At 62.3% G+C, this 24,191-nt stretch carries 23 protein-coding genes; 15 read left to right on the top strand and 8 right to left on the bottom strand.

Going from position 1 to position 24,191, the window contains the following annotated elements:
• From B6S01_RS03240 to B6S01_RS03220, 4 genes are all read left to right on the top strand, one after another.
• Positions 1–204 (top strand): DUF5818 domain-containing protein, encoded by a 204-nt coding sequence (locus B6S01_RS03240; protein ID WP_037462091.1) that lies wholly within the window; start codon positions 1–3, stop codon positions 202–204.
• Positions 205–905: 701 nt separating this feature from the next.
• On the top strand, positions 906–3,575 hold the full coding sequence (acnA, locus tag B6S01_RS03230; RefSeq protein WP_037462093.1) for an aconitate hydratase AcnA: 2,670 nt from the start codon (positions 906–908) through the stop codon (positions 3,573–3,575).
• A 183-nt stretch (positions 3,576–3,758) separates the two neighbouring features.
• Positions 3,759–4,016, top strand: coding sequence for a CBU_0592 family membrane protein (locus B6S01_RS03225; RefSeq protein WP_037462347.1), 258 nt, complete (start codon positions 3,759–3,761; stop codon positions 4,014–4,016).
• 70 nt (positions 4,017–4,086) lie between these two features.
• Positions 4,087–4,788 carry a glutamine amidotransferase gene (locus B6S01_RS03220; RefSeq protein ID WP_037462095.1) on the top strand — a complete coding sequence of 234 codons (702 nt, stop codon included), beginning with the start codon at positions 4,087–4,089 and terminating at the stop codon, positions 4,786–4,788.
• Between the two features lie 15 nt (positions 4,789–4,803).
• Here B6S01_RS03220 and B6S01_RS03215 read toward each other — a convergent pair whose 3' ends face one another.
• Positions 4,804–5,460, bottom strand: a complete 657-nt coding sequence (locus B6S01_RS03215; protein WP_037462098.1) for a glutathione S-transferase — start codon at positions 5,458–5,460, stop codon at positions 4,804–4,806.
• 125 nt (positions 5,461–5,585) lie between these two features.
• Between B6S01_RS03215 and B6S01_RS03210 the strand changes: the two genes are divergently transcribed.
• Complete coding sequence (locus B6S01_RS03210; RefSeq protein WP_037462100.1) at positions 5,586–6,809, top strand: polyhydroxyalkanoate depolymerase; 1,224 nt, start codon at positions 5,586–5,588, stop codon at positions 6,807–6,809.
• 1 nt (position 6,810) lies between these two features.
• Here B6S01_RS03210 and B6S01_RS03205 read toward each other — a convergent pair whose 3' ends face one another.
• The 5 genes from B6S01_RS03205 to B6S01_RS03185 form a co-directional block, all read right to left on the bottom strand.
• Entirely contained in the window at positions 6,811–7,170 is a 360-nt protein-coding gene (locus B6S01_RS03205) for a YbaN family protein (protein ID WP_037462103.1), read from the bottom strand.
• Positions 7,170–8,474 carry a sensor histidine kinase gene (locus B6S01_RS03200; protein WP_037462104.1) on the bottom strand — a complete coding sequence of 435 codons (1,305 nt, stop codon included), beginning with the start codon at positions 8,472–8,474 and terminating at the stop codon, positions 7,170–7,172. Before B6S01_RS03200 ends, B6S01_RS03205 begins: the two co-directional genes overlap by 1 nt.
• Before the next feature lie 113 nt (positions 8,475–8,587).
• Positions 8,588–9,253, bottom strand: a complete 666-nt coding sequence (locus B6S01_RS03195) for a response regulator transcription factor (protein ID WP_037462107.1) — start codon at positions 9,251–9,253, stop codon at positions 8,588–8,590.
• A gap of 35 nt (positions 9,254–9,288) precedes the next feature.
• The gene (locus B6S01_RS03190) at positions 9,289–9,624 is read right to left on the bottom strand and encodes a hypothetical protein (RefSeq protein WP_037462110.1); all 336 of its coding nucleotides are present in this window, start codon (positions 9,622–9,624) and stop codon (positions 9,289–9,291) included.
• Between the two features lie 46 nt (positions 9,625–9,670).
• Positions 9,671–10,399, bottom strand: coding sequence for an SIMPL domain-containing protein (locus tag B6S01_RS03185; protein WP_037462113.1), 729 nt, complete (start codon positions 10,397–10,399; stop codon positions 9,671–9,673).
• Between the two features lie 141 nt (positions 10,400–10,540).
• On the opposite strand from B6S01_RS03185, the gene B6S01_RS03180 reads away from it, so the two are divergent.
• The 4 genes from B6S01_RS03180 (at position 10,541) to B6S01_RS03165 (ending at position 14,419) form a co-directional block, all read left to right on the top strand.
• The gene (locus tag B6S01_RS03180) at positions 10,541–12,319 is read left to right on the top strand and encodes an ABC-F family ATP-binding cassette domain-containing protein (protein WP_037462116.1); all 1,779 of its coding nucleotides are present in this window, start codon (positions 10,541–10,543) and stop codon (positions 12,317–12,319) included.
• 26 nt (positions 12,320–12,345) lie between these two features.
• A complete protein-coding gene (locus B6S01_RS03175; RefSeq protein WP_037462350.1) occupies positions 12,346–13,071 on the top strand; it encodes a VIT1/CCC1 transporter family protein in 726 nt (241 codons plus the stop codon).
• A 40-nt stretch (positions 13,072–13,111) separates the two neighbouring features.
• Positions 13,112–13,657 carry a glutathione peroxidase gene (locus tag B6S01_RS03170; protein WP_037462118.1) on the top strand — a complete coding sequence of 182 codons (546 nt, stop codon included), beginning with the start codon at positions 13,112–13,114 and terminating at the stop codon, positions 13,655–13,657.
• Positions 13,658–13,783: 126 nt separating this feature from the next.
• Positions 13,784–14,419, top strand: coding sequence for a trimeric intracellular cation channel family protein (locus B6S01_RS03165; protein WP_037462120.1), 636 nt, complete (start codon positions 13,784–13,786; stop codon positions 14,417–14,419).
• Positions 14,420–14,494: 75 nt separating this feature from the next.
• Here B6S01_RS03165 and B6S01_RS03160 read toward each other — a convergent pair whose 3' ends face one another.
• Both B6S01_RS03160 and sppA read right to left on the bottom strand, forming a co-directional pair.
• On the bottom strand, positions 14,495–15,094 hold the full coding sequence (locus B6S01_RS03160) for a hypothetical protein (RefSeq protein ID WP_156103306.1): 600 nt from the start codon (positions 15,092–15,094) through the stop codon (positions 14,495–14,497).
• Between the two features lie 184 nt (positions 15,095–15,278).
• Complete coding sequence (gene sppA, locus B6S01_RS03155) at positions 15,279–17,165, bottom strand: signal peptide peptidase SppA (RefSeq protein WP_037462123.1); 1,887 nt, start codon at positions 17,163–17,165, stop codon at positions 15,279–15,281.
• Between the two features lie 153 nt (positions 17,166–17,318).
• On the opposite strand from sppA, the gene gpmA reads away from it, so the two are divergent.
• From gpmA to ileS, 6 genes are all read left to right on the top strand, one after another.
• The gene (gene gpmA, locus B6S01_RS03150) at positions 17,319–18,005 is read left to right on the top strand and encodes a 2,3-diphosphoglycerate-dependent phosphoglycerate mutase (RefSeq protein ID WP_037462351.1); all 687 of its coding nucleotides are present in this window, start codon (positions 17,319–17,321) and stop codon (positions 18,003–18,005) included.
• 81 nt (positions 18,006–18,086) lie between these two features.
• A complete protein-coding gene (purE, locus tag B6S01_RS03145; RefSeq protein ID WP_037462125.1) occupies positions 18,087–18,578 on the top strand; it encodes a 5-(carboxyamino)imidazole ribonucleotide mutase in 492 nt (163 codons plus the stop codon).
• A 1-nt stretch (position 18,579) separates the two neighbouring features.
• On the top strand, positions 18,580–19,650 hold the full coding sequence (locus B6S01_RS03140) for a 5-(carboxyamino)imidazole ribonucleotide synthase (protein ID WP_037462128.1): 1,071 nt from the start codon (positions 18,580–18,582) through the stop codon (positions 19,648–19,650).
• Complete coding sequence (locus tag B6S01_RS03135; protein ID WP_037462130.1) at positions 19,647–20,147, top strand: dihydrofolate reductase; 501 nt, start codon at positions 19,647–19,649, stop codon at positions 20,145–20,147. Before B6S01_RS03140 ends, B6S01_RS03135 begins: the two co-directional genes overlap by 4 nt.
• Positions 20,148–20,190: 43 nt before the next feature.
• Positions 20,191–21,132, top strand: a complete 942-nt coding sequence (locus B6S01_RS03130) for a bifunctional riboflavin kinase/FAD synthetase (RefSeq protein ID WP_037462132.1) — start codon at positions 20,191–20,193, stop codon at positions 21,130–21,132.
• 45 nt (positions 21,133–21,177) lie between these two features.
• Complete coding sequence (ileS, locus tag B6S01_RS03125; RefSeq protein ID WP_037462134.1) at positions 21,178–24,129, top strand: isoleucine--tRNA ligase; 2,952 nt, start codon at positions 21,178–21,180, stop codon at positions 24,127–24,129.
• Positions 24,130–24,191: the final 62 nt, after the last annotated feature.

The raw sequence follows: 24,191 nt of genomic DNA, 5'->3' as shown, positions 1-24,191 counted from the left end.
ATGATTGAGGTCGGCGCTGGAGTGGATGAGACGGGCAGGTTGCTGCGTGACGAGGCCGGTTTTCTGCTCCAGCGCGATCTAGGCGGAACATTCCGGCTGGTGCTGCTACGCGTGCCGGTCGATCATGTCGAAAAGCGCGTGCGCGTGCAGGGGTTTTACGCAGGCGACGGCGTGGTCGAGGTAGAAGGCGTCGCCGCCGCGTGAGTTCAATCCTGCGGCGGCGATTGGCCAAAGCTCAGGCGATTGTCGGACCGCCTCCGCCAACGGGTTGCGCCGGTGCATGGGTTCGCACGAAGCGTGCGCAAGCGCCGACGCCCCGGTTGTTTTCCAGCGGCAATGCAGTTTCGCAATAGGCGCATTCGGCCATTATGCGACCGACAAGCCACTGGCTGCGGCCGCAGCTGGGGCAATGATTGGCTTCCCCAACGTGGTAATGGATGATGTATCCCCTTAGGGCCGGGTCAAATGACTGACCGGTCGCGAGGCTCGAAGCTGGGCGCATCGTCTCTTCCTCCTCAGACATATATTTCTCGAACATCAGGCGAAGAATTCAGAAATAATTTCAATGCCGTATTGATGCAGCGACAAACGTCAGAGCGTGCGACCCATTTGGGTGTCCTGGCAGCCCGCTCTTTTGCAGAACGCGGCCACGGCCCAATGTATCCGCTGCGCGGCCGGGGCGTCTACAAGAAAGATTCGCCCAACGTCCCATTTCGCGCCTTCGCATTTGACTTGAGGCGAGCAGGCGCTATGGCGGCGCGCATCAAGGGACATACCTGCTTCGGCCATCGGTTGGGGCGCATCCCGCCACCTTGTCGGCCGATTTTTAGCGGTGCGGCGGGCGATGGTGGAATGTCGTTTTCCTCTCGCTCCTGGCCGGGGCAATGCGAGGAGACGCACGACTCATGACCGCCATCGGACAGGATACACTCGGCACGCGCGACACTTTGAATGTCGGGGGCAAGGACATTGCCTATTATTCGCTGAAGAAGGCCGCCGCCAAGCTGGGCGACGTTTCGCGTCTTCCCTTCTCGATGAAGGTGCTGCTGGAAAACCTGCTCCGTTTCGAAGATGGCGTGACCGTCACCACTGACGACATCAAGGCGATTGTCGATTGGCAGAATGACAAGGGCAAGGCCGAGCGCGAGATTCAGTATCGCCCGGCCCGCGTGCTGATGCAGGATTTCACGGGCGTTCCCTGCGTCGTCGACCTGGCCGCGATGCGCGACGCGATGACCGCGCTGGGCGCCGACGCCAGCAAGATCAACCCGCAGGTCCCCGTTCACCTGGTCATCGACCACTCGGTCATGGTCGATGAATTTGGCACGCCCAAGGCGTTCGAGCAGAATGTGGAAATCGAATATCAGCGCAATATGGAGCGCTACGACTTCCTGAAGTGGGGCAGCAAGAGCCTTGCCAATTTCTACGCCGTGCCCCCGGGCACCGGCATCTGCCATCAGGTGAACCTGGAAAATATCGCGCAGGCCGTCTGGTCGAGTGAAGGCCCTGACGGCGTGACCGTTGCCTATCCCGACACCTGCGTCGGCACCGACAGCCACACCACCATGATCAACGGCCTGGGCGTTCTGGGCTGGGGCGTGGGCGGCATCGAAGCCGAAGCGGCGATGCTGGGTCAGCCCGTTTCCATGCTGATCCCCGAAGTCGTCGGTTTCAAGCTGACCGGCGAGCTGAAGGAAGGCGTCACCGCCACCGACCTGGTGCTTACTGCGACACAGATGCTGCGCGCCAAGGGCGTTGTCGGCCGCTTCGTCGAATATTTCGGCCCTGGCCTCGCTTCGCTGTCGCTCGCTGACCGTGCGACGCTGGCCAACATGGCGCCGGAATATGGCGCGACCTGCGGCTTCTTCGGCATCGATGACAAGACGCTGGACTATATGCGCCTGACCGGCCGCAGCGACGAGAATATCGCACTGGTCGAAGCCTATGCCAAGGAGCAGGGCTTCTGGATCGATCCTTCGGTCGAGCCGGTGTTCACCGATACGCTGGAACTGGACCTCGCCACTGTCGTCCCCAGTCTTGCCGGTCCCAAGCGTCCGCAGGACCGCGTGTCGCTGCCGGAAGTCGATGACGTCTTCAACGCCGACATGGCCAACGTCTACAAGAAGGCGCAGCAGCGCGTTCCGGTCGAGGGCAAGGATTTCGACATTGGCGACGGCGACGTCACCATCGCCGCGATCACCAGCTGCACCAACACGTCAAACCCCGGCGTGATGGTCGCCGCGGGCCTCGTCGCCAAGAAGGCGAACGAACTCGGCCTTAAGCCCAAGCCCTGGGTCAAGACCTCGCTGGCGCCCGGTTCGCAGGTCGTGACCGACTATTTTGCCAAGGCCGGGCTTCAGGAGCATCTCGATGCCGTGGGCTTCAACCTCGTCGGCTATGGCTGCACCACCTGCATCGGTAACTCGGGCCCGCTGGCCGAGCCGATCAGCAAGGCGATCAACGAAAACGGCCTGGTCGCCGCTGCCGTTATTTCGGGCAACCGCAACTTCGAAGGCCGCGTGTCGCCTGACGTCCGCGCCAACTTCCTCGCCAGCCCGCCGCTGGTCGTGGCCTATGCGCTCAAGGGCACGGTGATCGAAGACTTCATCACCACCCCGATCGGGAAGGGCAAGGACGGTCAGGACGTCTATCTGAAGGACATCTGGCCGACCAATGACGAAGTCGCGACGACGATGGCTGGCTGCATGGATCGCGCGATGTTCCAGGCCCGCTACGCCAATGTCTACAAGGGCGATGCGCACTGGCAGGCGATCGACGTCACTGGATCAGCGACCTACGCCTGGCGCGCGGGTTCGACCTATGTCGCCAACCCGCCCTATTTCGAGGGTCTGAGCATGACCCCCGCGCCGGTCAACGACATCATCGAAGCCAAACCGCTGGCCGTGTTCGGCGATTCGATCACCACCGACCACATTTCACCTGCCGGTTCGATCAAGGCGACTTCGCCGGCCGGGAAGTGGCTGAGCGAGCATCAGGTGGCGCAGGCTGACTTCAACAGCTACGGCGCGCGCCGTGGTCATCACGAAGTCATGATGCGCGGCACCTTCGCCAACATCCGCATCAAGAACCTGATGCTGGATGGCGTCGAAGGCGGCATGACCCGCTACAATGGCGAAATCATGCCGATCTACGACGCGGCGATGAAGCACAAGGCTGACGGCACGCCGCTGGTCGTCATCGGCGGCAAGGAATATGGCACCGGTTCGTCGCGCGACTGGGCGGCGAAGGGCACCAACCTGCTGGGCGTCCGCGCCGTCATCGTCGAAAGCTTCGAGCGTATCCACCGTTCGAACCTGGTTGGCATGGGCGTCCTGCCGCTCCAGTTCAAGAATGGCGAGAGCAAGGACACGCTGGGCCTGACAGGTGACGAGACCTTCACCATCCAGAATGTTTCCGGCCTAAAGCCCCGTCAGGATGTCGAAGTGCTCGTGAAGCGCGCCGATGGCTCGACCTTCACCTTCACCGCGCTCTGCCGCATCGATACCGTCAACGAACTGGATTACTTCCTGAACGGCGGCATCCTGCAATATGTCCTGCGCAAGCTGGCGGCCTGATCCGCTGACCAAATGATCTGAAAAAAGGCCCCCTTCGGATGGAGGGGGCCTTTTTTTATGCGGCGTGCCTGTGCGTGGCAGGCGCAGCTTGTTTCAGCATCCGCTGTGCCCCACAAGCTGTCGCGGGATCTGGCAGACCGGTCTCCCCGGCAAGAGCCGGGAGATGATGAGGCGGTGGGGCACGTGGCGATTTTCGTGGAACTGGTCGGCTGGATCGGCGCGCTCCTGATCTTGGGCGCCTATATCCTCGTGTCGACGGGCCGTTTGTCAGGTGATTCCGCTGCCTTCCAGTGGATGAACGCTATGGGCGCCACCTTCTTCGTGCTGAATACCTGGTGGCATGGAGCTATCCCGTCCATGGTGCTGAACATCATCTGGGGCTGCATCGGGTTTACGGCCCTGTGGCGCATCAGCCGAAGGAAGGGCCCCGGCGGTCAATAGCAGGATTATCATTCCCGCAAGAAAGGCTGAGGTGGTGGCCGTTGCGCCGATTGGCTAGGTTCGCCTGGCAATGAAAAAAGCGCTTATCATCCGTCACGTGCCGAGAGAAGGTGCGGCTGGGTATCTCCAGCCTATCGAGGCCGCTGGTTATGAGATTGAGCGGGTCGATGTCGCCGGCCCCGAATTTCACCATATCGATCTATGCACGCCTGACCTGCTGATCATGATGGGCGGGCCGATGGGCGTCTATGAGCATGACCTGCATCCATGGATACCCACGCAGATCGGCAAACTCGCCGCTCGGCTGGAGCAGGATTTGCCGACGCTGGGCGTGTGCCTTGGCAGCCAGATGATTGCGGCGGCCCTTGGCGCACGGGTGTATCCGGGACACAGCATGGAACTGGGCTTCGCGCCGGTCGCATTGAATGGCGCGGGCGTCGATTCGCCGCTCCGGCACCTTCAGGATGTGCCGGTGCTGCATTGGCACAGCGATACGTTCGAATTGCCGCGCGGCGTCGAGCTGCTTGCCTCCACTTCCGCCTATGAACATCAGGCGTTTCGGCGGGGGCGCAACCTGCTGGCGTTGCAGTTTCATGCCGAAATGGGCGAGGATCCACGGTTCGAGGATTGGCTGACCCATTTCTGGGCCGATCTCGACATCGCCAGACAGTGCGGCGTTGCGCTGCGGCGCGATCATGATGAGCATGGCCCCGGTGCGGTCGCGGCTGGCCGATCCATGATCGGGGACTGGCTGGCGCAGTTGCGGGCGTGACCGGGGGGCGGAGGATCAGAACTCGATGTCGAGTTCTTCCACCTCGTCAGGCTCGTTGCGCGCGTCATCGATCCACTCGCGCATCAGGTCCCAGCTGTTGATCGTGTCGCAATAGCCCGCCGCCTTGTCCGACAGCTGAACCGCATAGGTCAGGAAACGCTGGGCCACCGGCGCGAACATGGCGTCGGCAACCGTAGGGCTGTCGCCGAACAGCCAAGGGCCGCCATAGCTGGAAAGGCATTCGGTCCAGATCGCCTCGACTCGTTCGATGTCGGGTTTTGCGCCTGAAAAAATAGGGAATTTCTTGTGCCTGATTTTCAGGTTCATCGGCAAGGCCGACCGCAGGTTTGCGAAGCCGGAATGGATTTCACCCGATATCGACCGGCAATGGGCGCGGGCGATGCGGTCCTTGGGATACATGCCAGCATTGGGATAGAGTTCGTGCAGATATTCCGCGATGGCCAACGTGTCCCATACGCTCGCGCCCTCATGGGTAAGGCGAGGAACCAGCACTGAAGGGGTCAGCAGCAGCAGTTCGGCCCGGTTTTCCGGATTTTCCAGCGCGATCATCTTTTCAGAGACGCGCAGCCCCGCCAATCGGCACAGCAGCCACCCCCTGAGCGACCATGAGGAATATACCTTGCTTGATATGGTCAGTTCCGCTGCGGCCATGACATTCCTCCCACTCATTCTTATCTTTCATCAAACATGATGCAGTGCAATATGCAAAAAGCGGTATAAATGAACGGAAGGGACCGAATCGGTCCGGGGGAACATTTTGGGGCACCATTCATATTATGATGATGCTGTATAACGGCTACCAGGCTTTTGAAGACATGCTCGCCCCGGCTCGTTTCGGTGCGCAATTGGCCTTGGGATTGCGGGACAAGATAGGTCCGGCAGCTGACTGGCCCATGTCACGCCGCATGTTCGCCCTGATGGATGTATTCCAGGGGGCAAGGCTGACCCACAGGCGCCCACCCTACGATATTGAAGAGGTGCGTTGCGGCAACACTCTTGCTGCGGTGCGAGAAGAGGTTGTGCTGGATCTGCCATTCGGCAACCTTCTCCATTTCGCCAAGGACGATGTGGGAACGGAACAGCCGCGCGTCCTGTTGGTCGCGCCGATGTCCGGCCATTTTTCGACATTGCTGCGCAGCACGGTACGCACATTGCTGCGCGACCATGACGTATATATCACCGACTGGAAGAATGCGCGTGACGTGCCCTTTTCGGCCGGTCGTTTCGGCTTTGACGACTATATCGATTATGTAATCACCTTCCTGCAGGAAATGGGTCCGGGCGCCCATATGTTTTCGGTGTGCCAGCCCTGCGTTCCCGCCTTTGCCGCCGTCGCGCTGATGGCGGAGGATGACGACGCTGCGACGCCACGATCCATGACGCTGATGGGCGGTCCGATCGATCCTCGCGCTGCGCCGACGGTGGTCAATGAACTGTCCAATGAACGGCCGATGGATTGGTTCGAAAAGAACCTGATTACCCGGGTGCCGCTGCGCTATCCGGGCGCGGGGCGAAAGGTATATCCCGGCTTTCTCCAGCTATCGGCGTTCATGTCGATGAATCTGGAACGCCACGGCGCGCAGCACCGGGAATTGTATCAGCTGCTCGCCGACGGCAAGGATGTGGAAGCGGAAAAGATCAAGAGCTTCTATCAGGAATATTTCGCGGTGTTGGACATGACCGCTGAATTTTACCTGGAAACTATCGATCGCGTTTTCCAGCGGATGCTGCTCGCCAAGGGGGAACTCGAGCATCGCGGCCGCCTGGTCAATCCGGGCGCGATTCGCAAGACGGCTCTGCTGACGGTCGAGGGTGAGAGGGACGATATCTGTGCCGTGGGCCAGACCGCCGCCGCCCATGCGCTATGTACGGGCCTGCGCCCGCATCTTAAACGCCATCATCTGCAGATCGGGGCGGGCCATTATGGCGTCTTTTCCGGCAGCAAGTGGGAAAAGGAAGTCTTTCCGCAGGTTCGCAACATGATCCTGACGATGAACTGACCTAAGCGCCGCCTTCCGGGCGGCCCCAGATCCATGTGCCGCCGATCAGCGCCGCTGCCAACGGGATCAGCATCCAGGGGAAGGGCGCAAGAAGAACAGCCAGCATTGCGCTGAACCCAAAAGCCAGGAGGGCCGCGCGTTTGCCGCGGCGGCTGATAGCGCCCTGTTCACGCCAACGGCGAATGTGCGGGCCGAAATGACGATGATCCAGAAGCCTTGCTTCCAGCGCAGGGCTTGACCGGGCAAAGCAGAACGCGGCCAGGATCATGAAGGGCACCGTCGGCAACAATGGCAGGAAGATGCCCACCGCGCCGAGCGCCAGAGCGATAAATCCGCCGCTCAGATAAAGCGTCCGCCGCATCAGACCGCAGGAAGGCGCAGCCGCACCAGCAGGCCGCCCAGATCTTCGCTTTCCTCCATGGCGACCGTGCCGCCGTAGATTTCAGCGACGTCGCGCACGATTGCAAGACCAAGACCTGTGCCGGGCTTTCCCGAATCGAGCCGGACGCCGCGATCGAAGATACGCGTGCGTTCTTCCTTTGGGATGCCCGCGCCATCGTCCTCGACCATGATTTCCACCATGTCGCCGGCACGGCTTACCGTCGCGAACACGCTGCCCCCGCCATATTTGGCGGCATTTTCAACGAGGTTTCCGAGCATTTCGTCCAGATCCTGCCGTTCGACGCGGACGGCGGCCCCCTTGTCGCCATCCATGTCGATGCGCGCTTCGGGATAGAGGCGCTGAACCGCGCGCTCCACAGCCTGCAGGCTGGCCCATACCTCTGCCCGGCTCTGCGCCGCACCGCGTCGCCCGACGGCGCGCGCGCGGGCGAGATGATGATCGACCTGACGACGCATGGTGGTGGCTTCGCGGATCACTGTTTCGCCCAGATCGTCGGCCTGCGCGGTCGCGGCGTTCATGATCACCGTCAGTGGGGTCTTCAACGCGTGAGCGAGATTGCCGGCATGGGTGCGCGCCTCTTCGGCCTGCCGCTCATTATGGGCGAGCAGGGCGTTCAGTTCCTCTACCATGGGCAGCACTTCGGCCGGCATCGGTTCGGTCACACGGTTTTTGTCGCCGGTGCGCATGTGCACGATTTCCCTGCGCACCCGGCGAAGCGGCCGCAGACCGTAGAGCGTCTGGAGCGTCGTCAGCACGATCAGACCCAGCGCCAGCAGCGCGAAGCTCTGCGTCAGGGTGGATCGCAACGCGCGGATTTGATCGTCCAACCCGGCGCGGGCGGCAGCGACCATGAACAGCCAACGGGTCCTGGAGCCGGGCAGGACGATCGTCCTCTCCATGATCCGCAGGTCCTCGCCAGGAAACTGCTTGCTGTCATAGACATGGAAACCACGGTCTTCATGCTCGGGCAGCACCTTGAGCGCGCGGTCCCACAAGGATCGCGACCGCCAGTCCTCATGCCCCTTTGCACTGATCTGGTAATAAAGCCCGCTATTGGGTTCCAGAAAGCGCTGGTCGGCAAGCGGCCGGTTGAACAGCACTTCGCCGTCCGGGCCGATTTCGGCGGATGCGATCATAGCCGTCAGCACATAATTCAGGCCATCGTCGAAATTGCGGGTGATGGCCGCCGACAGAACCCGGTCAAGCGCCAGCCCGCCACCCAGCAACAGGACGCTGATCCACAGCGCCGCGATGCCGATCATGCGGCGGCTGAGCGACCCTGTGGAATGGACCGGGGGAGGCGCGATAGGTTCCGATTGGCTGGCCATGGCGCTTTATGCCGACCCCGGTCGTTTTGATCGGAGAGTGAGGGGGGTCAGCGGCCCGGCTCATCCAGGCTGTAGCCCAGGCCACGGATCGTCGTGATGACATCCGCGCCCAGCTTTTTGCGGATGCGCGTTACGAACACTTCGATCGTGTTGGAATCGCGGTCGAAATCCTGATCGTAAATATGTTCGATCAGTTCGGTACGGCTGACCACCTTGCCCTTGTGATGAAGCAGATAGGACAGCAGCTTATATTCCTGCGCGGTCAGCTTCACCGGCTCGCCTTTCAGCGTGACCTTGCCCGATCGCGTGTCCAGCCGCACGTCCCCGGCAGTCAGTTCGCTGGACGCATTGCCCGACGCCCGCCGGATAAGCGCGCGCAGGCGAGCGATCAGTTCCTCGCTCTGGAACGGCTTTGCCAGATAATCGTCCGCGCCCGCGTCGAGACCCGCGACCTTGTCCGACCAGCTGTCGCGCGCTGTCAACACCAGCACTGGAAACGCCCGCCCTTCCTTGCGCCAGCGGTCCAGCACCGTCAGGCCGTCAATGGTGGGGAGGCCCAGGTCCAGCACGACCGCGTCATAGCTTTCGGTCGTGCCCAGAAAGTGCCCGTCCTCGCCATCCGTCGCGAGGTCCACGGCATAGCCTGCACCTTCCAGTGTATTGCGGAGCTGTTGCCCGAGGCTCGGTTCATCTTCGACGATCAGCAGACGCATATGGCCCCGTTTCTTTGTATTATGCCTTTGGCGCGTTAGTGCGCCCTACCGGTTATATCGCCTGTGCGCCCGTCCGCATCAACCCAAACCACCTTGCCATCCTTCACATATTTCAACCGGTAGCGGTTGGACGAAGGATTGAATTCGGCGCCGAGATAGGTCGCGCCGCCCATGGCGGCATCGACCCGGCGCTTGATGAGGGAGAAGGGCATGGTCTGCCCATCCAGCATCGCGCGCCGTGCCGCATCCTGTTCGTCCCGCTGACGGGCTTCAGCATGGGGAGGCGAGGCCACCATCGCTGCGATGGCGGCCAGGCCGGTAAACAGGATGCTATGCTTCATCTTCATTGGGATGCCATAGCGGCAAAGCATTGAACAGGTGGTGAATGGTGGCGTGAATGCGTTGATTTGCGCTGGATCAGCGCTCCAGGGCGTATTGCACGGTCAATGTCACCGACGATCCGACCTGACCGGGTTCGACCGGCGTCGCGGCGGCTGAATCGGCTTTGAACCGCTGTGTCATCATCGGCATCGGGGGATTGCCGCCGCTATTGCTTTCGGAAATGGTGATCAGCCGGGCCGATCGGTATCCGGCGGCCTGGGCGTAAAAGTCAGCCTGCGACCTGGCGCTCTTCATCGCCGCGGCCCGCGCCTGCGCCAGCATGGGGGTGGGGTCTTCGATGGCGAAGGTCGGCCCGTTCACATTGGTCGCGCCTGCCTCAACCAGCGTATCGAGCAGCGGCCCCACCTTCTTGATGTCGCGCAATTTGATCGTGACCTGATTGGACGCCTCATATCCGATGAATCGGGGCGTAGAGGGCTGACCGTCGCGATTGCTGTAATCATATTGGGCGTTCAAATTGATGCCGCTCGTCTGGATATCCTTCTTGGCGATCCCGGATTTGGCCAGAGTAGCGATAAGGCGTTCCATCTTCGCCGCATTTTCGCGCATCGCCTGCGTTGCGGTAGGCGCGCGCGTCTGGACACCGGTGCCCACGACAGCCTGGTCAGGCGCGGCTTCCACCGTTTCGGTGACGTTGAGCGTCACGACGGGAGCGGTTTCGGCGATTGTTACGCTGGTCTGCGCGACCGCCATGGCGGGCAGGGACGCGGCGGCAAGGGCCATCATGGCGAGGGCGGACTTCATTGAGCTTGTCTCCTTGGAAAGCGAGCGCCCTGTTTGTGACGCTTGCGATGAATGGACGCTGACACACGTTGAAAGCCGTCGGTCAGCTTCCGGTTCCGTGCGCTCTTGCCGCAGCGCGCAGGAAGTCCTAGCTGCACGGCCATGCCCGCACCCATATTCTCCTTTGAAAATCTCGGCCTCAGCCAGGGCACCCACTGGCTTTTCCGTCATCTCGATATTTTTGTGGGAGAGAAGGATCGGCTGGCGCTGATCGGGCGCAACGGGGCGGGTAAGACGACGCTGCTCAAGCTGATCGCTGGACAGGTGGAGCCTGACGAGGGCACGCGGTCGGTTCGTCCCGGCGCGCGCGTCATCATGCTGGAACAAGACCCGGACGTCGTCGGATTTGCGACGCTGCGCGACTTTGCGCTCGCCGGGCAGTATGCGCCGCCCGCGCATGAGGTGGAGGCGATCGCCAGCCAGCTTGGCATAGACCTGTCACGTGAAGCAGCAACCGCGAGCGGGGGCGAGCGCCGCCGTGCCGCCATAGCGCGCGCTCTGGCGAGCGAGCCGGACCTGTTGCTGCTCGACGAGCCGACCAACCATCTCGACATCGACGCAATCGACTGGCTGGAAGGCTGGCTGGCCCGCTACAACGGGGCCTTCATCGTCATCAGCCACGACCGCGCGTTCCTGACCCGGCTGACGCGGCAGACGCTGTGGCTGGACCGGGGATCGATCCGGCGCAACGAGATCGGTTTTGGCGGGTTCGAGGATTGGATGGAGGCGATCTATGCCGAGGAGGCCCGCGCCGCCGAGAAGCTGGACGCCAAGCTGAAGCTGGAGGCGCACTGGTTGCAGCGCGGCGTCACCGCCCGCCGCAAGCGCAATCAGGGGCGTCTGGCGAAACTGTGGGAAATGCGCGCTCAGCGTGCCGCGATGGTCGGACCGCAGGGCGTGGCGAAGATCGCGGTCGCGGCGGATGACAGCAAGACGAAAAGCGTCATCACCGCCGAGCATGTCACGAAGAATTTTGGCGAACGCACGGTCATCAAGGACTTCACACTGCGTATCCAGCGCGGCGACCGGATCGGGATCGTCGGCGGCAATGGCGCGGGCAAGACGACGCTGCTCAGGCTGCTGACCGGCGAACTTGCCGCGGATTCAGGCGTCGTCAGGCAGGCCAAGTCGCTCGACATGATCTTCATCGACCAGCAACGCAGCCTGATGCAACCCGACAAGCGTGTGCGTGACATATTGGCCGAAGGCGGCGACTGGATCGACGTGCGGGGGGTGCGCAAGCATGTTCACGGTTATCTGAAGGAATTTCTGTTCGATCCTTCGCTGGCCGAAGCGCGGGTTGGCACGCTGTCCGGCGGCGAACGATCACGCCTGCTGTTCGCGCGTGAGTTCGCCCGCGAATCGAACCTGCTGGTGCTGGACGAACCGACCAACGACCTTGACCTGGAAACGCTGGACCTGCTGCAGGAGGTCATCGCCGACTATGACGGCACGGTGCTGATTGTCAGCCATGACCGCGACTTTCTTGACCGGACGGTGACCGTGACGCTTGGCCTCGACGGGTCGGGGCAGGTGGATGTGATCGTCGGCGGCTATGCCGACTGGGTCGCCAAGCGCCAGCCCAGGAACGCTCCTCGTGCGGAAAAGAAGGCTGTTGCCGCCCCGCCGCCGCGGACCGCTGCGACCAAGCTGACCTACAAGGATCAACGCGATCTGGACCTGCTGCCCGGCAAGATCGAGGAACTGGAAGCGGCCATCGCACGTGATGAGGATGCGCTTGCCGACCCGGCTCTCTACAGCCGTGATCCCGATCGTTTTGCATCACTGACCAAGGCCATAGAGCAGGCGCGCGCCGACAAGGATGCGGCCGAGGAACGCTGGCTGGAATTGGCGGAAAAGGCCGAGGGACTGAACGGCTGACGACAGGGGATCTGACGATGGTGGCGATGGAAGGATCAGCGGCAGGCGCGCTCGAGCAGGCGCAGGCGCATCATGCCGTCCATTATGTCAACCGCATCGGATGGCTGCGCGCCGGCGTATTGGGTGCGAATGACGGCATCGTTTCGACCGCCAGCCTGCTCGCGGGCATCGCCGCCTCTGGCGCGTCGCCCGACGTCATCCTGTTGTCGGGGATAGCGGCGCTGTTTGCGGGCGCCATGTCGATGGCCGCCGGGGAATATGTGTCCGTCAGCGCGCAGTCGGACACGGAGCGCGCTGACCTTGCCAAGGAAAAAAAGGCGATAGCGCAGCAGCCTGACGTCGAATTGCAGGAACTGCGCAACATTTATGTCGAGCGTGGCCTGAAGCCTGAACTGGCCGAAGAGGTTGCGCGGCAGCTGATGGAGGCCGACGCTCTGGCCGCTCACGCGCGGGACGAGCTTGGCATTTCGGAGATCAGCACCGCACGCCCGGTGCAGGCCGCGTTGACATCCGCCGCGACCTTTTCAGCGGGCGCTGTCGCCCCCGTCCTCGCCGCAGCCGTCAGCCCGGCACCAGTGGCTCTTGTCGTCGTCGTTGTGACCTCGCTGCTGTGCCTGGCGTTGCTGGGATATGTTGGCGCGCGTCTGGGCGGCGGCAAGATCGGCCGGTCGGTCGGGCGGGTCGTGTTCTGGGGCATGCTGGCGATGGCGGTGACGGCGGGGGCCGGAAGGCTTTTCGGCGCTGCGATATGATGGCAAGGTCCGGCCCGTTCAGAATCCCCAGGAGAAGATCATGACCGCGATCCAGCAAATTCCGTTGAAGACGATCAAGGGCGCAGACGCCAGCCTGTCCGACTATGACGGCAAGGTGGTTTTGGCGGTCAACGTCGCCTCCAAATGCGGCCTCACCCCGCAATATGAAGGGCTGGAAAAGCTCTACCGCGATTATAAGGACAAAGGGCTGGTCGTCGCAGGTTTCCCCGCCAATGACTTCGGTGCGCAGGAGCCGGGCAGCAATGACGAGATCGCGACCTTCTGCACCACCAATTTCGGCGTCGATTTCCCCATGTTCGAAAAGATCGTCGTGACCGGCCCGGACAAGCACCCGCTTTACGCCGCGCTCACCAGCCAGCAGCCCAAGGCGCAGGGCGATGGCGACGCGTTCCGCGAGCAGCTGAAAGGCTATGGCATGACGCCGACCCAAGAGCCTGAAGTGCTGTGGAATTTCGAAAAGTTCCTGATCGCGAAGGACGGCACTGTAGCTGCGCGCTTTGCTCCCGCCACGACGCCCGACGATCCGGCGCTGGTGGCTGCGATTGAGGCTGAACTGGCGAAATAGGCGAGTGCGTTCGTTCCGGTGCTGACCGTAACAAGGGTCGGCCAAATGGAATAATCGGGCGGCGGCGCGGGATGCTCTCCCTCGCCGCCCCTCGACAGGCGGGGATGCCCGAGGCTAGCTTGCGCCATGCTCCCATCCTCCATCGCCCTTCATCAGATCGGTCCGGTGCTCGAAACGCTAAGCGCCGTGGGTATCTTCGTCTTTGCGGCGTCCGGCGCGCTGGCTGCCGCACGGCTGGGCCAGACGCTCGTCACCTTCGCATTTTTCGCGCTTGTGACCGGAGTAGGGGGCGGCACATTGCGCGATCTGTTGATCGGCGCGCCGGTATTCTGGGTGCATGATCCAGTCCCCGCCGTCACATGCATGATCGCGGCGCTGCTCGTCTGGTTCACGCCCCGGCGGCTGTGGAGCGACCGCGCGCTTGACTGGCTCGACGCCGTCGGGCTGGCAGCCTTTGCTGTGTTCGGCGCGGCCAAGGCCATGAGCTACGGCATTCCGCCCTTCGTCGCGGCGATGATGGGCATTGTGACCGCGTGCGTCGGCGGCATCCTGCGCGATCTGCTCGCGCATGAGCCGTCCATCCTGCTGCGGCCCGAGCTTTATGTCACCGCTGCCGCCTTCGCCTCGGGCCTGTTCGTATTGTTACACTGGTGGGGAATGGACGTTCCGGTCGCAGGCGTCATCGCGGCGCTGCTGGGCTTTCTGCTGCGGGCGATCGCCATACGGCGCGGCTTGGGGCTGCCAGTATATCGGGATGAGTGATTGGCGGATTTGAGTGGAGTGCGGACTGGCGGCTTTCATGAGCGCAGGCGGCATAGCGGCCGTATCAACAGGCTCTTAACTACACCATGGACTACACCACTCAACGTGCTGAGCGACCTTCCAGGCAATGCCTCCAATTGCACTCAACCAAGCAGCCCCAGCAAGATTTGTGAGCATATTGTCGATCTTTGACCAACGATAATCAGGTGGGATTTTCCACTTTGGCGTTGGGCGACTGACTAGCTTCATTTCAGCTTCGGCAGTCGCTGCCCCATCGTAGTCAGCCTTGCGCTGGCGAACCTCTAATAGGTTCTCGAAATCACTAGCGGCATCTCGGGTCGCTGTGATCCCACTCCACCAGATTGCGGTGGCCCCGGCCATTAGGCCGGCGAGGAAGCAAAACACAGTTTGAGCAATGTCGGCATCAGTAATCTGAAGCTTTATGATCCACTGGCTTCCCAAGCTGCTCAGCAAAGCCGCCAACGACGCCGCATTGAGGGCAAGCAGTCCAAATCGAGTGCGTTCCCGTAGCTTGTCGCGGCGATCTACTGTTTGCTCATATCGCCTCGTGGTGATGGATAGCTCTTCGTCTGCCAAGGTGGCATTGACGCGATAAATGTCTCGAAGGGCTGGCAAATCAGCCAGTTTCAACGATGGTCGATTATCACCTTCCACAGTTCTTTGCCCTTCTGACACGCTGTATCGAGTAGTTATCGGCAGAAAAGAGCTATATGCATGGCGACACGCATCAGCCAAAAATTAAACGATCCTATCAGAGCCGACCTCATAGGACTTTTTCGCTGGGTGTTTTCTGTAAGCTTCTGTTTGGAAGCTCCTCACAGGCCAAACAGGCCGCCCATCACCCCCGCAACCACGCACCAATCAGCGCCATCAATCCCCGCTCATCAGCGGCACTCGAAGCCGTTGGCGCGCCATAGCCCCGGCACTCCAGGCAATCCGCGCGTACGCCTGCGCCGCTTAGTAATCCTCGTACATCGGAAATCGCCTGCATGGCCCAGCGGCGCTGGATCATCGCCTGACGGCTCAGCAGGTCGCGGCCAGTGTCTGCATCTTCGTCTTCGCGTTCCGTCATGGACTGGATGAACTCGGCGAACTTGTCGGGTTCCTTCTCGATCCGATAGGCTTTCGCTTTCGCGGGGTCGAGCTTGGCCAGCTTTGCCGCTTGCGCAATCGCGTCCTCCAACCCGCCGAAGCGATCGACGAGGCCGATCTGCCTCGCGGCGCCGCCATCCCACACACGGCCCTGTGCGATCGCGTCGATCTGCTGGGGCGCTTTGCCCCGCGCCTTGGCGACCAGACCGACGAAGCGGCCATAGATATCCTCGACCCCCATCTGCATGATGCGGTCGAATTCGGGCGTTGTGCCGCCCGCAAGGTCCGGCTGGCCCGAAAGCGGCGTGGTGCGCACGCCATCGGTGGTAATCCCCATCTTCGCCAGCGTTCCTTCAAAGCTGGGCAAGATGCCGAAAACGCCAATCGAACCGGTGATAGTGCCGGGTTCGGCAAAGATCATGTCGGCGGGAGTCGAGACCCAATAGCCGCCGCTCGCCGCGACATTGCCCATCGATGCAACGATCGGCAGTCCCTTTCGCTTGGCCTCCATTATGGCCTGCCGGATCTTTTCCGACGCCATGACGGACCCGCCGGGGGAATCGACGCGCACGACCAGCGCCTTCAAATCCTTCTCCGACAAAGCCTTGTAGAGCAGGGCTGAGATCGTGTCCCCCGCCGCGCTGCCCGGTCCGGCCTCGCCATCGACGATGTCGCCCGCAACGGTGATGACGCCGATCTGGCCATTATTGGCCGGTCGATGCGCCTTTGCATAGGCGGTGAGATCGATGCTGGCGAAGTCCCCGGCGCGGTCGTCCGCCGGTTCGCCCGCCACCTGCGCCACGCGCTCTCCAAAGGCTGCTTCGTCGCCCAGCCGGTCGATCAGACCTGCGTTCTGACCCGCCTTGGCCAGATTGCCGCGTGCAGCCTCCGCCGCCGCCGCCGGATTGGCGGCATAGGCGGCCAGCTTCGCCTTGGGCCGTGCCCTGGAAACTTCATCCTGCCAGTCCTGCCACAATGCGTCAGCCAGCGCCTGATTGGCCTGTCGCGCCTCGGGCGACTGGTCGGTGCGGATGAAGGGTTCGACGAAGCTCTTGTAGGTGCCGACACGATAGACATGCGTGTTGACGCCCAGCTTGTCGATCAACCCCTTATAATAGAGGCCCGAACCGCCCCGGCCCATTATGGCGACCCCGCCCAGCGGATCGACCCATGTTTCGCTGGCATGGGCGGCCAGTTGGTAGCTGTCGTCGGTATAGATGGTCGCGAAGGCGAAGACGGGCTTCTTCGCCGCGCGCACGGCATCCAGCGCCTTGCCGACGCGGGACAGCGCGACTTGCCCGCCGCCCATGAAGCCATCGAGGTTCAGGACGACCGCCTTGACCTTGCCGTCTTTCCTTGCCGCTTCAAGCGCGGCGACGATGTCGGCCAGGCGATATTCCTTCATGCCCGGCCCGGATCCGGCCAGCAGGGAAAAGGGGTCCATCTCCGCAGGCTGCTCGACAATCGTGCCGTCCAGATTCAGCAGCAGTGCTCCGCTGTTCACGCTGCGGGCGGGCTTGGGCGACCACGACAGGGCGGCATAAAGCAGGCCGAAAAAGCCGAGCAGGAACAGCAGCACCAGCCCGTCCTTGATCGCGACCAATATGCGCCAAACGCCCTTCACAAATGCCAAGTTGCCGGTTCCTTTTCCAGATGTCCTTCGAGCTATCCGATCGGCGGACCGACTGCAATGTGGGGCGGCTGGCTGGGCGCGCAAGCTTGCGCCCATGATTTCCGGCGCTATGGGATGCGCCAACATTCGCTCTTAGTGCAGGAGACGCGTTTCATGTCCCAACTCGTTCTGATCCGTCATGGCCAATCGGCCTGGAACCTGGAAAATCGCTTCACCGGCTGGTGGGACGTCGATCTGACGGAAAAGGGTATCGAGGAAGCCCAGGCTGCTGGCCGGTTGCTGTCTGAAAAGGGGCTGGATTTCGATTGCTGCTTCACTTCGGTCCAGACCCGCGCGATCAAGACGCTGAACCTCGCGCTGGAGGAAATGGGGCGGCTATGGCTTCCGGTTGAAAAGGACTGGCGCCTCAATGAGCGGCATTATGGTGGGCTGACCGGCCTCAACAAGGCGGAGACGGCGGCCAAACATGGCGACGCACAGGTGAAGATCTGGCGCCGCAGCTTCGACATTCCGCCGCCGGTGCTGGAGGCTGGCGGCGAATTCGACCTGTCGAAGGATCGCCGTTATGACGGGATCGCGATCCCGTCGACGGAATCGCTCAAGGACACGATTGCGCGTGTGCTGCCTTATTGGGAAAGCCGGATCGTGCCGGAGCTGAAGGCGGGCAAGCGTGTCCTCATTTCCGCCCACGGCAATTCGCTCCGTGCGCTGGTGAAGCATCTGTCCGGTATCCCCGATGACGAGATCACCGAGCTGGAAATCCCGACCGGCCAGCCGATCGTCTATGAACTGGCCGATGATCTGACGGCGAAGGACCGCTATTATCTGTCGGAGCGTTAAGCCCGCCAAATCCGCATTGCCCCTTTCCGGTCCTGCCGCTAAGGGGCTTTGCTTTCCGCGCCATCAGGGGAAGTCAGGCGAATGACCGGAGAGAGCGCCGCGACAGTCGGCATCATCATGGGATCGCGATCCGATTGGGAAACCATGCGCCACGCGTCCGAGACGCTCGCCGCGCTTGGCGTGCCCCATGAGTGCAAGGTCGTGTCGGCCCATCGTACGCCGCAACGCCTCTATGACTATGCGACCGGCGCTGTGTCGCGGGGGCTAAAGGTCATCATCGCAGGAGCCGGGGGCGCGGCGCATTTGCCCGGCATGACTGCATCCATGACGCGCCTGCCGGTGCTGGGTGTGCCGGTGGAGTCCAAGTCATTGAAGGGCATGGATTCGCTGCTGTCCATCGTTCAGATGCCGGGTGGCGTTCCCGTCGGCACGCTGGCCATCGGCAAGCCAGGCGCGATCAACGCGGCCCTGCTCGCGGCCTCCATCCTGGCGACCACGGACGATGCTCTGGCCGAGCGGTTGGACATGTGGCGGGAAAAGCAGACCGACGATGTAGCGGAGACGCCGGAATAAGATGACGACGATTACGCCCGGTTCCACCATCGGCATTCTTGGCGGCGGCCAGCTCGGCCGGATGATCGCGATTGCCGCCGCGCAGCTGGGCTATCGCACCCATATCTATGCGCCGGAAACGAGCGGTCCCGCCGCCGATGTTTCCCCCCGCTGGACCTGCGCCGCCTATGAGGACGCCTCTGCGCTCGCGGCGTTCGCGGACAGCGTCGATGTCGTGACATACGAGTTCGAGAATATCGATCCGGGCGCTGTCGAAGTCTTGTCCACGCATGGACTGGTCCGGCCCGGAGCCGCCGCCTTGCGCGTGGCGCAGGACCGGCTGGCCGAGAAGAATTTCGTCCGTCACCTGGGCGGGCTCACCGCGCCCTTCGCCTCGGTCGAGAGCCTCGACGACCTTGAGCAGGCGATCGCCACGATCGGTAGCCGCGCGATCCTGAAAACCAACCGCATGGGCTATGACGGCAAGGGGCAGGCGCGCCTCAACGAGCCGGGCGATGCCGTCGGCGCATGGAATGCTATCGGCAGGCAGAGCGCAATCCTGGAGGGCTTCGTCACCTTTGAGGAGGAGTTTTCCGTCATCCTGGCGCGGAGCGTCGATGGCGGCATCCGCTTCTGGGATTCGCCGGCCAACGTCCATGTCGATGGCATTCTCTCCACCTCCATAGCGCCCGGCGGCGAACGGATTGAGGCGCAGGTCGATGCGGCACGCGCCCTTGCCGCGCAGGTGGCTCAGGCGCTCGACTATGTCGGCGTGCTGACGCTGGAATTTTTCGCAAGCGCCGATGGCCCCGTTTTCAACGAAATGGCCCCGCGCGTTCATAACAGCGGCCATTGGACGATCGAGGGCGCTGTCACCAGCCAGTTCGAAAATCACGTCCGCGCCATTTGCGGCCTGCCGCTCGGCGACACGGCGCTGGCCGCAAAGAGCGTTCAGATGCGCAACCTCATCGGCGAAGAGGCCAATGACTGGCAGGCGATCCTGGCCGACCCGGTCAATCACCTGCATCTCTATGGCAAGCATGAGGCGCGCCCCGGCCGCAAGATGGGCCACGTCACCCGGCTGACATTGTGAGCGTGACGCCCGAGATCGTCCTTGTCCTAGCCCGCGCCGATAATGGCGTGATCGGCAGGGACGGGGGGCTGCCATGGCGCCTGCCCGGCGATCTCAAGCATTTCAAGGCCCTGACGCTCGGTCACCCCATGATCATGGGACGCAAGACCTTTGACAGCCTGCCCGGCCTGCTGCCCGGCCGCCGCCACATCGTCCTGACCCGCGACACGCAATGGACAGGGCAGGGCGCGGAGGTCGCCCATGATGTTGCCGCGGCCATCCGGCTCGCGGATGCCCCCGTCGTCATGGTGATCGGCGGCGCGGAAATCCATCACCTGTTCCTGCCGCAAGCCGACCGTATTGAGCTGACCGAGGTGCATCTGGACGCGCCTGGCGACGCGGCCATTCCCTATCCCGATGCTGCCGAATGGCAGGAGGTCGCCCGGCGGGATCATCCCGCTCAGGGCGATTATCCCGCCTACAGCTTCGTCACCTTCCGCCGCCGGATTGCGTCATGAAGCCGCATTGCCAGCGGCGGGGCGCGACTCTATAGCCACCGCCATGGAGCGGCTTGAAAGCGGCGTCCCGATCCCTGCCCATCTGCGCGGGAGCATCATGGCGCTGGGCAATTTTGACGGGTTTCACCTCGGTCATCAGGCGGTCGTGGGCCGGGCGGTCGCCCGCGCCCGCGCGGAGGGGCGTCCCGTCATCGTCGCGACATTCGATCCGCACCCCATGCGCCTTTTCCGGCCCGACACGCCCTGGTTTCGCCTGACGTCACTGGATCAGCGGCAGGCATTGTTCGCCGCCGCCGGGGCGGATGCAATGTTGGTATTCGCCTTCACGCGCCAACTCGCTGCATTGGACCCCGCGCAATTCGTCGAACTGCTGGTGGAGGGGATGGGCGTCGCGGGCGTCGTCACGGGGCAGGATTTTACCTTCGGGCAGGGGCGCAGCGGCACGGTGGCTACGCTGGCCCAGTTGGGCGCCGCCCGCGGCATGAGCGCTGAGGCGGTCGCGCCCGTCACTGACGAAAACGATGAAGTCGTCTCTTCCAGCCGCATCCGTGCTGCCTTGAGGGCTGGGGACTGCGCCGAGGCGACCCGCCTGCTGACCCGCCCCTTCGCTATACAGGGCGTCGTCCAGCACGGCGACAAGCTGGGCCGCACGATCGGCTTCCCCACCGCCAATATCGACCTTGGCCATTATCTGCGCCCCGCTTACGGCATTTATGCCGTGCGCGGGATTTTGCCGGACGGGCGCGTGCTGGATGGTGCGGCCAATCTGGGCGTGCGTCCCAGCTTCAACCCGCCCAAGGAATTGCTGGAGCCGCATTTCTTCGACTTTGCCGAAAGCCTCTACGATCAGTGCATCGAGGTGCAGTTGATCGAATATCTGCGCCCCGAAGCGAAATATGACGGGCTGGAGGCATTGACCGCGCAGATTGCCAAGGACTGCGACGCCGCGCGGCAAATCCTTGCGGGAACGCCTCGCCTCGCCTAATGCCGCGCGGATATTCCAGCATATAGCTTAACCGCGCGGACCTGCATGACCGACCAGCCTGACTATAAGTCCACCGTTTTCCTGCCCGTCACCGACTTCCCGATGAAGGCTGGTCTTGCGCAGAAGGAACCGGCTATCCTCGCGCGCTGGGAGGAAATGGACCTCTATGGCAAGCTGCGAGAGCGGCGCAAGGGCCGCGAACGCTTCATCCTGCATGACGGCCCGCCCTACGCCAATGGCGACATCCATATGGGCCATGCGATGAACAAGGTGCTGAAGGACATCATCGTCCGCAGCCAGTCGCTGCTCGGCAGGGACGCGCCCTATGTCCCCGGCTGGGACTGCCACGGCCTTCCGATCGAATGGAAGATCGAGGAGGAATATCGCAAGAAGAAGCAGAACAAGGACGAGGTTCCCGCGCAGGAGTTCCGCGCCCAATGCCGCGCCTATGCGGACAAATGGGTCGGCGTGCAGAAGGAGCAGTTCAAGCGTTTGGGTGTCATGGGCGATTGGGACGATCCCTATCTGACCATGAAGTTCGACGCCGAAGCTACTATCGTGTCTGAACTGCTGAAGTTCGCGGAAAGCGGCCAGCTTTATCGCGGCGCCAAGCCCGTCATGTGGTCCCCGGTCGAAAAGACCGCGCTGGCCGAGGCGGAGGTCGAATATGAGGATATCGTCTCGACCCAGATCGATGTGGCGTTCGAGATTGTCGAAGCGCCGAACGCGCCGGAACTGGTCGGCGCGCATGCGGTGATCTGGACGACGACGCCCTGGACGATCCCGGTCAACCAGGCTTTGGCTTATGGACCGGAGATTGATTACTCGATCATTGAGGTCAGCCTCGGCGTCTCTGATGCTGGGGACGGCAATTTATCGCTTGAGCAGCGGCGTAATCCTTTGATGGAAGCTCTGAACTTCAAACGGTTGGTCGTCGCGAACGAACTCATTCCTCATTTGAAAGCGCGCCTGAACAACGACCTGCGAGACAAGAGTACCCAGCCCGAAGTGTCGCTGAACGCACATCTCAAGGTTCTCTCCAACATCAGGGGCACCGATCTCGCCGGAGCTGTCGCCCACCACCCGATGCACGCCCTCGGCGGCTTCTTTGCTAGGCCGCGCCCGTTCCTAATGGGCGATTTCGTCACCACCGACGCGGGCACCGGCCTTGTTCACATGGCGCCCGATCATGGCGAGGACGACTTCGCCCTCTGCAAAGCCCATGGCATCAACCCCGTATTCGCAGTCGAGAATGACGGCAAATATCGTGAGGACTGGCTCTGGCTCGGTGGCCAGGGATCGGTCATCAACCCGAAATTCGTCAGCAAGGACGGCCCGATCTGCACCCACCTGCGAGAAGCGGGCGGCCTGCTCGCCGCGTCCGACGACTTCAAGCACAGCTATCCCCATAGCTGGCGCTCGAAGGCGAAGATCATCTTCCGCTGCACCCCGCAATGGTTCATCCCGATGGACCGCGCGATCAGCGACGGCGTCATTCCGCGTTGCGCCGAGGAAGAGGCAATCCTCGCGCGTCAGGGCAATGGCGCGACCCTGCGCGGCACGGCGCTGGACGCGATCGAGAATACCCGCTGGGTGCCGGAACGCTCGATTAATCGCATCCGTTCGATGGTGGAGGGGCGTCCTGACTGGGTGATCTCCCGCCAGCGGGCATGGGGTGTGCCTATCGCCCTATATGTTCATCGCAAGACCGGCGAATATCTCGTTGATAAGGCAGTAAATGCCCGCATCATCGAAGCGTTCAAGGGCGCGGGTGCGGACGCATGGTTCGGCGCGGATCATCAGGCGCTGCTAGGCCCCGATTATGACCTCAATGACTATGAGGTGGTGAACGACATTCTCGACGTCTGGTTCGACAGTGGTTCGACCCACAGCTTCGTGGTGGAGGGTCGCTATGGCGAAGGTGTCCGGGCCGACCTCTATCTGGAAGGCTCAGACCAGCATCGCGGCTGGTTCCAGTCCTCGTTGCTGGAGGCAAGCGGCACCCGTGGCCGGGCACCCTATGACGCTGTCCTAACCCACGGCTTTGCGCTGGACGGGCAGGGGCGCAAAATGTCGAAGAGCCTCGGCAATGTGGTCGACCCGCTGAAGGTCATTGCCGAAAGCGGCTCCGACATCCTGCGCGTATGGGTCGCCAGCACCGACTATTTCGACGACGTCCGCATTGGTAAGGAAGTGCTGGCCGGATCGTCCGACGCCTATCGAAAACTTCGCAATACATTCCGTTACTTGCTTGGCGCTCTTTCCGATTTTTCGGAAGATGAAAGGCTGCCTTTCAGCGAAATGCCGGAACTGGAGCGCTACATGCTTCATCTGCTGGCCAAGCTCGACGCGGACCTGAAAGCTGTGGTCGACAAAGCCGCCGACAGCGAAAACTGGCTGGAATTCAGCCGCTACACCCGCGCCCTGTTTGACTTCGCCAACAGCGACCTGTCGGCCTTCTTCTTCGACATCCGCAAGGACTGTCTCTATTGCGATGCGAAGTCGGACCTTAAGCGCCGCGCCTATCGCACCGTGCTGGACACGCTGTTCCATGCACTCGTCCGCTACGCTGCGCCGATCATCCCCTTCACCGCTGAGGAAGTGTGGCAAAGCCGCTATCCAAACCTCGAGGAAAGCGTCCATTTTCTCGAATGGCCGGAAGTGGATGGGAATTGGCTCGACAGCGGTCTGGACGACAAATGGACCGGCCTGCGCAGCCAGCGCAATCAGGTCAACGAAGCCATCGAACCGCTCCGCCGCGAAAAGGTGATCCGCTCCAGTCTGGAGGCCGACGTCACGATGGGTGAGCAGGTTCCCAGTGACGGTGTGAACTTCGCCGAAATCGCCATCGTGGCGCGCATTGAAACAGGGGTAGGCGACGGTATCGTCGTCAAGCCCAGCGACTGGCACAAATGCGGCCGCTGCTGGCGCCTGCTGCCAGAGGTCAAGGAGGACGGCGCGCTATGCAATCGTTGCGACGAAGTGCTTGGCGCATGATCTTTACTCTGTCCTACAGTCGCCGCGCCGGGCTATACGCCGGGCGCACTGCTTAATGGCGC

The organism is Sphingobium herbicidovorans, from assembly GCF_002080435.1.
GTDB classification, from domain to species: Bacteria; Pseudomonadota; Alphaproteobacteria; order Sphingomonadales; family Sphingomonadaceae; genus Sphingobium; species Sphingobium herbicidovorans.
Note: the sequence above shows the minus strand (reverse complement) of the source record. Positions and strands in the feature narration are given on the sequence as shown.

What these genes read in the sequence shown, in the direction of transcription:
- B6S01_RS03190 (WP_037462110.1), bottom strand. Translation starts at nt 9,624, where the DNA reads ATGCTTTGCCGCTATGGCATCCCAATGAAGATGAAGCATAGCATCCTG.
- B6S01_RS03170 (WP_037462118.1), top strand. Translation starts at nt 13,112, where the DNA reads ATGACCGCGATCCAGCAAATTCCGTTGAAGACGATCAAGGGCGCAGAC.
- acnA (WP_037462093.1), top strand. Translation starts at nt 906, where the DNA reads ATGACCGCCATCGGACAGGATACACTCGGCACGCGCGACACTTTGAAT.
- B6S01_RS03130 (WP_037462132.1), top strand. Translation starts at nt 20,191, where the DNA reads ATGGAGCGGCTTGAAAGCGGCGTCCCGATCCCTGCCCATCTGCGCGGG.
- B6S01_RS03195 (WP_037462107.1), bottom strand. Translation starts at nt 9,253, where the DNA reads ATGCGTCTGCTGATCGTCGAAGATGAACCGAGCCTCGGGCAACAGCTC.
- B6S01_RS03205 (WP_037462103.1), bottom strand. Translation starts at nt 7,170, where the DNA reads ATGCGGCGGACGCTTTATCTGAGCGGCGGATTTATCGCTCTGGCGCTC.
- ileS (WP_037462134.1), top strand. Translation starts at nt 21,178, where the DNA reads ATGACCGACCAGCCTGACTATAAGTCCACCGTTTTCCTGCCCGTCACC.
- B6S01_RS03165 (WP_037462120.1), top strand. Translation starts at nt 13,784, where the DNA reads ATGCTCCCATCCTCCATCGCCCTTCATCAGATCGGTCCGGTGCTCGAA.
- B6S01_RS03200 (WP_037462104.1), bottom strand. Translation starts at nt 8,474, where the DNA reads ATGATCGGCATCGCGGCGCTGTGGATCAGCGTCCTGTTGCTGGGTGGC.
- B6S01_RS03175 (WP_037462350.1), top strand. Translation starts at nt 12,346, where the DNA reads ATGGAAGGATCAGCGGCAGGCGCGCTCGAGCAGGCGCAGGCGCATCAT.
- B6S01_RS03185 (WP_037462113.1), bottom strand. Translation starts at nt 10,399, where the DNA reads ATGAAGTCCGCCCTCGCCATGATGGCCCTTGCCGCCGCGTCCCTGCCC.
- B6S01_RS03240 (WP_037462091.1), top strand. Translation starts at nt 1, where the DNA reads ATGATTGAGGTCGGCGCTGGAGTGGATGAGACGGGCAGGTTGCTGCGT.
- B6S01_RS03210 (WP_037462100.1), top strand. Translation starts at nt 5,586, where the DNA reads ATGATGATGCTGTATAACGGCTACCAGGCTTTTGAAGACATGCTCGCC.
- B6S01_RS03220 (WP_037462095.1), top strand. Translation starts at nt 4,087, where the DNA reads ATGAAAAAAGCGCTTATCATCCGTCACGTGCCGAGAGAAGGTGCGGCT.
- B6S01_RS03140 (WP_037462128.1), top strand. Translation starts at nt 18,580, where the DNA reads ATGACGACGATTACGCCCGGTTCCACCATCGGCATTCTTGGCGGCGGC.
- B6S01_RS03215 (WP_037462098.1), bottom strand. Translation starts at nt 5,460, where the DNA reads ATGGCCGCAGCGGAACTGACCATATCAAGCAAGGTATATTCCTCATGG.
- gpmA (WP_037462351.1), top strand. Translation starts at nt 17,319, where the DNA reads ATGTCCCAACTCGTTCTGATCCGTCATGGCCAATCGGCCTGGAACCTG.
- B6S01_RS03180 (WP_037462116.1), top strand. Translation starts at nt 10,541, where the DNA reads ATGCCCGCACCCATATTCTCCTTTGAAAATCTCGGCCTCAGCCAGGGC.
- purE (WP_037462125.1), top strand. Translation starts at nt 18,087, where the DNA reads ATGACCGGAGAGAGCGCCGCGACAGTCGGCATCATCATGGGATCGCGA.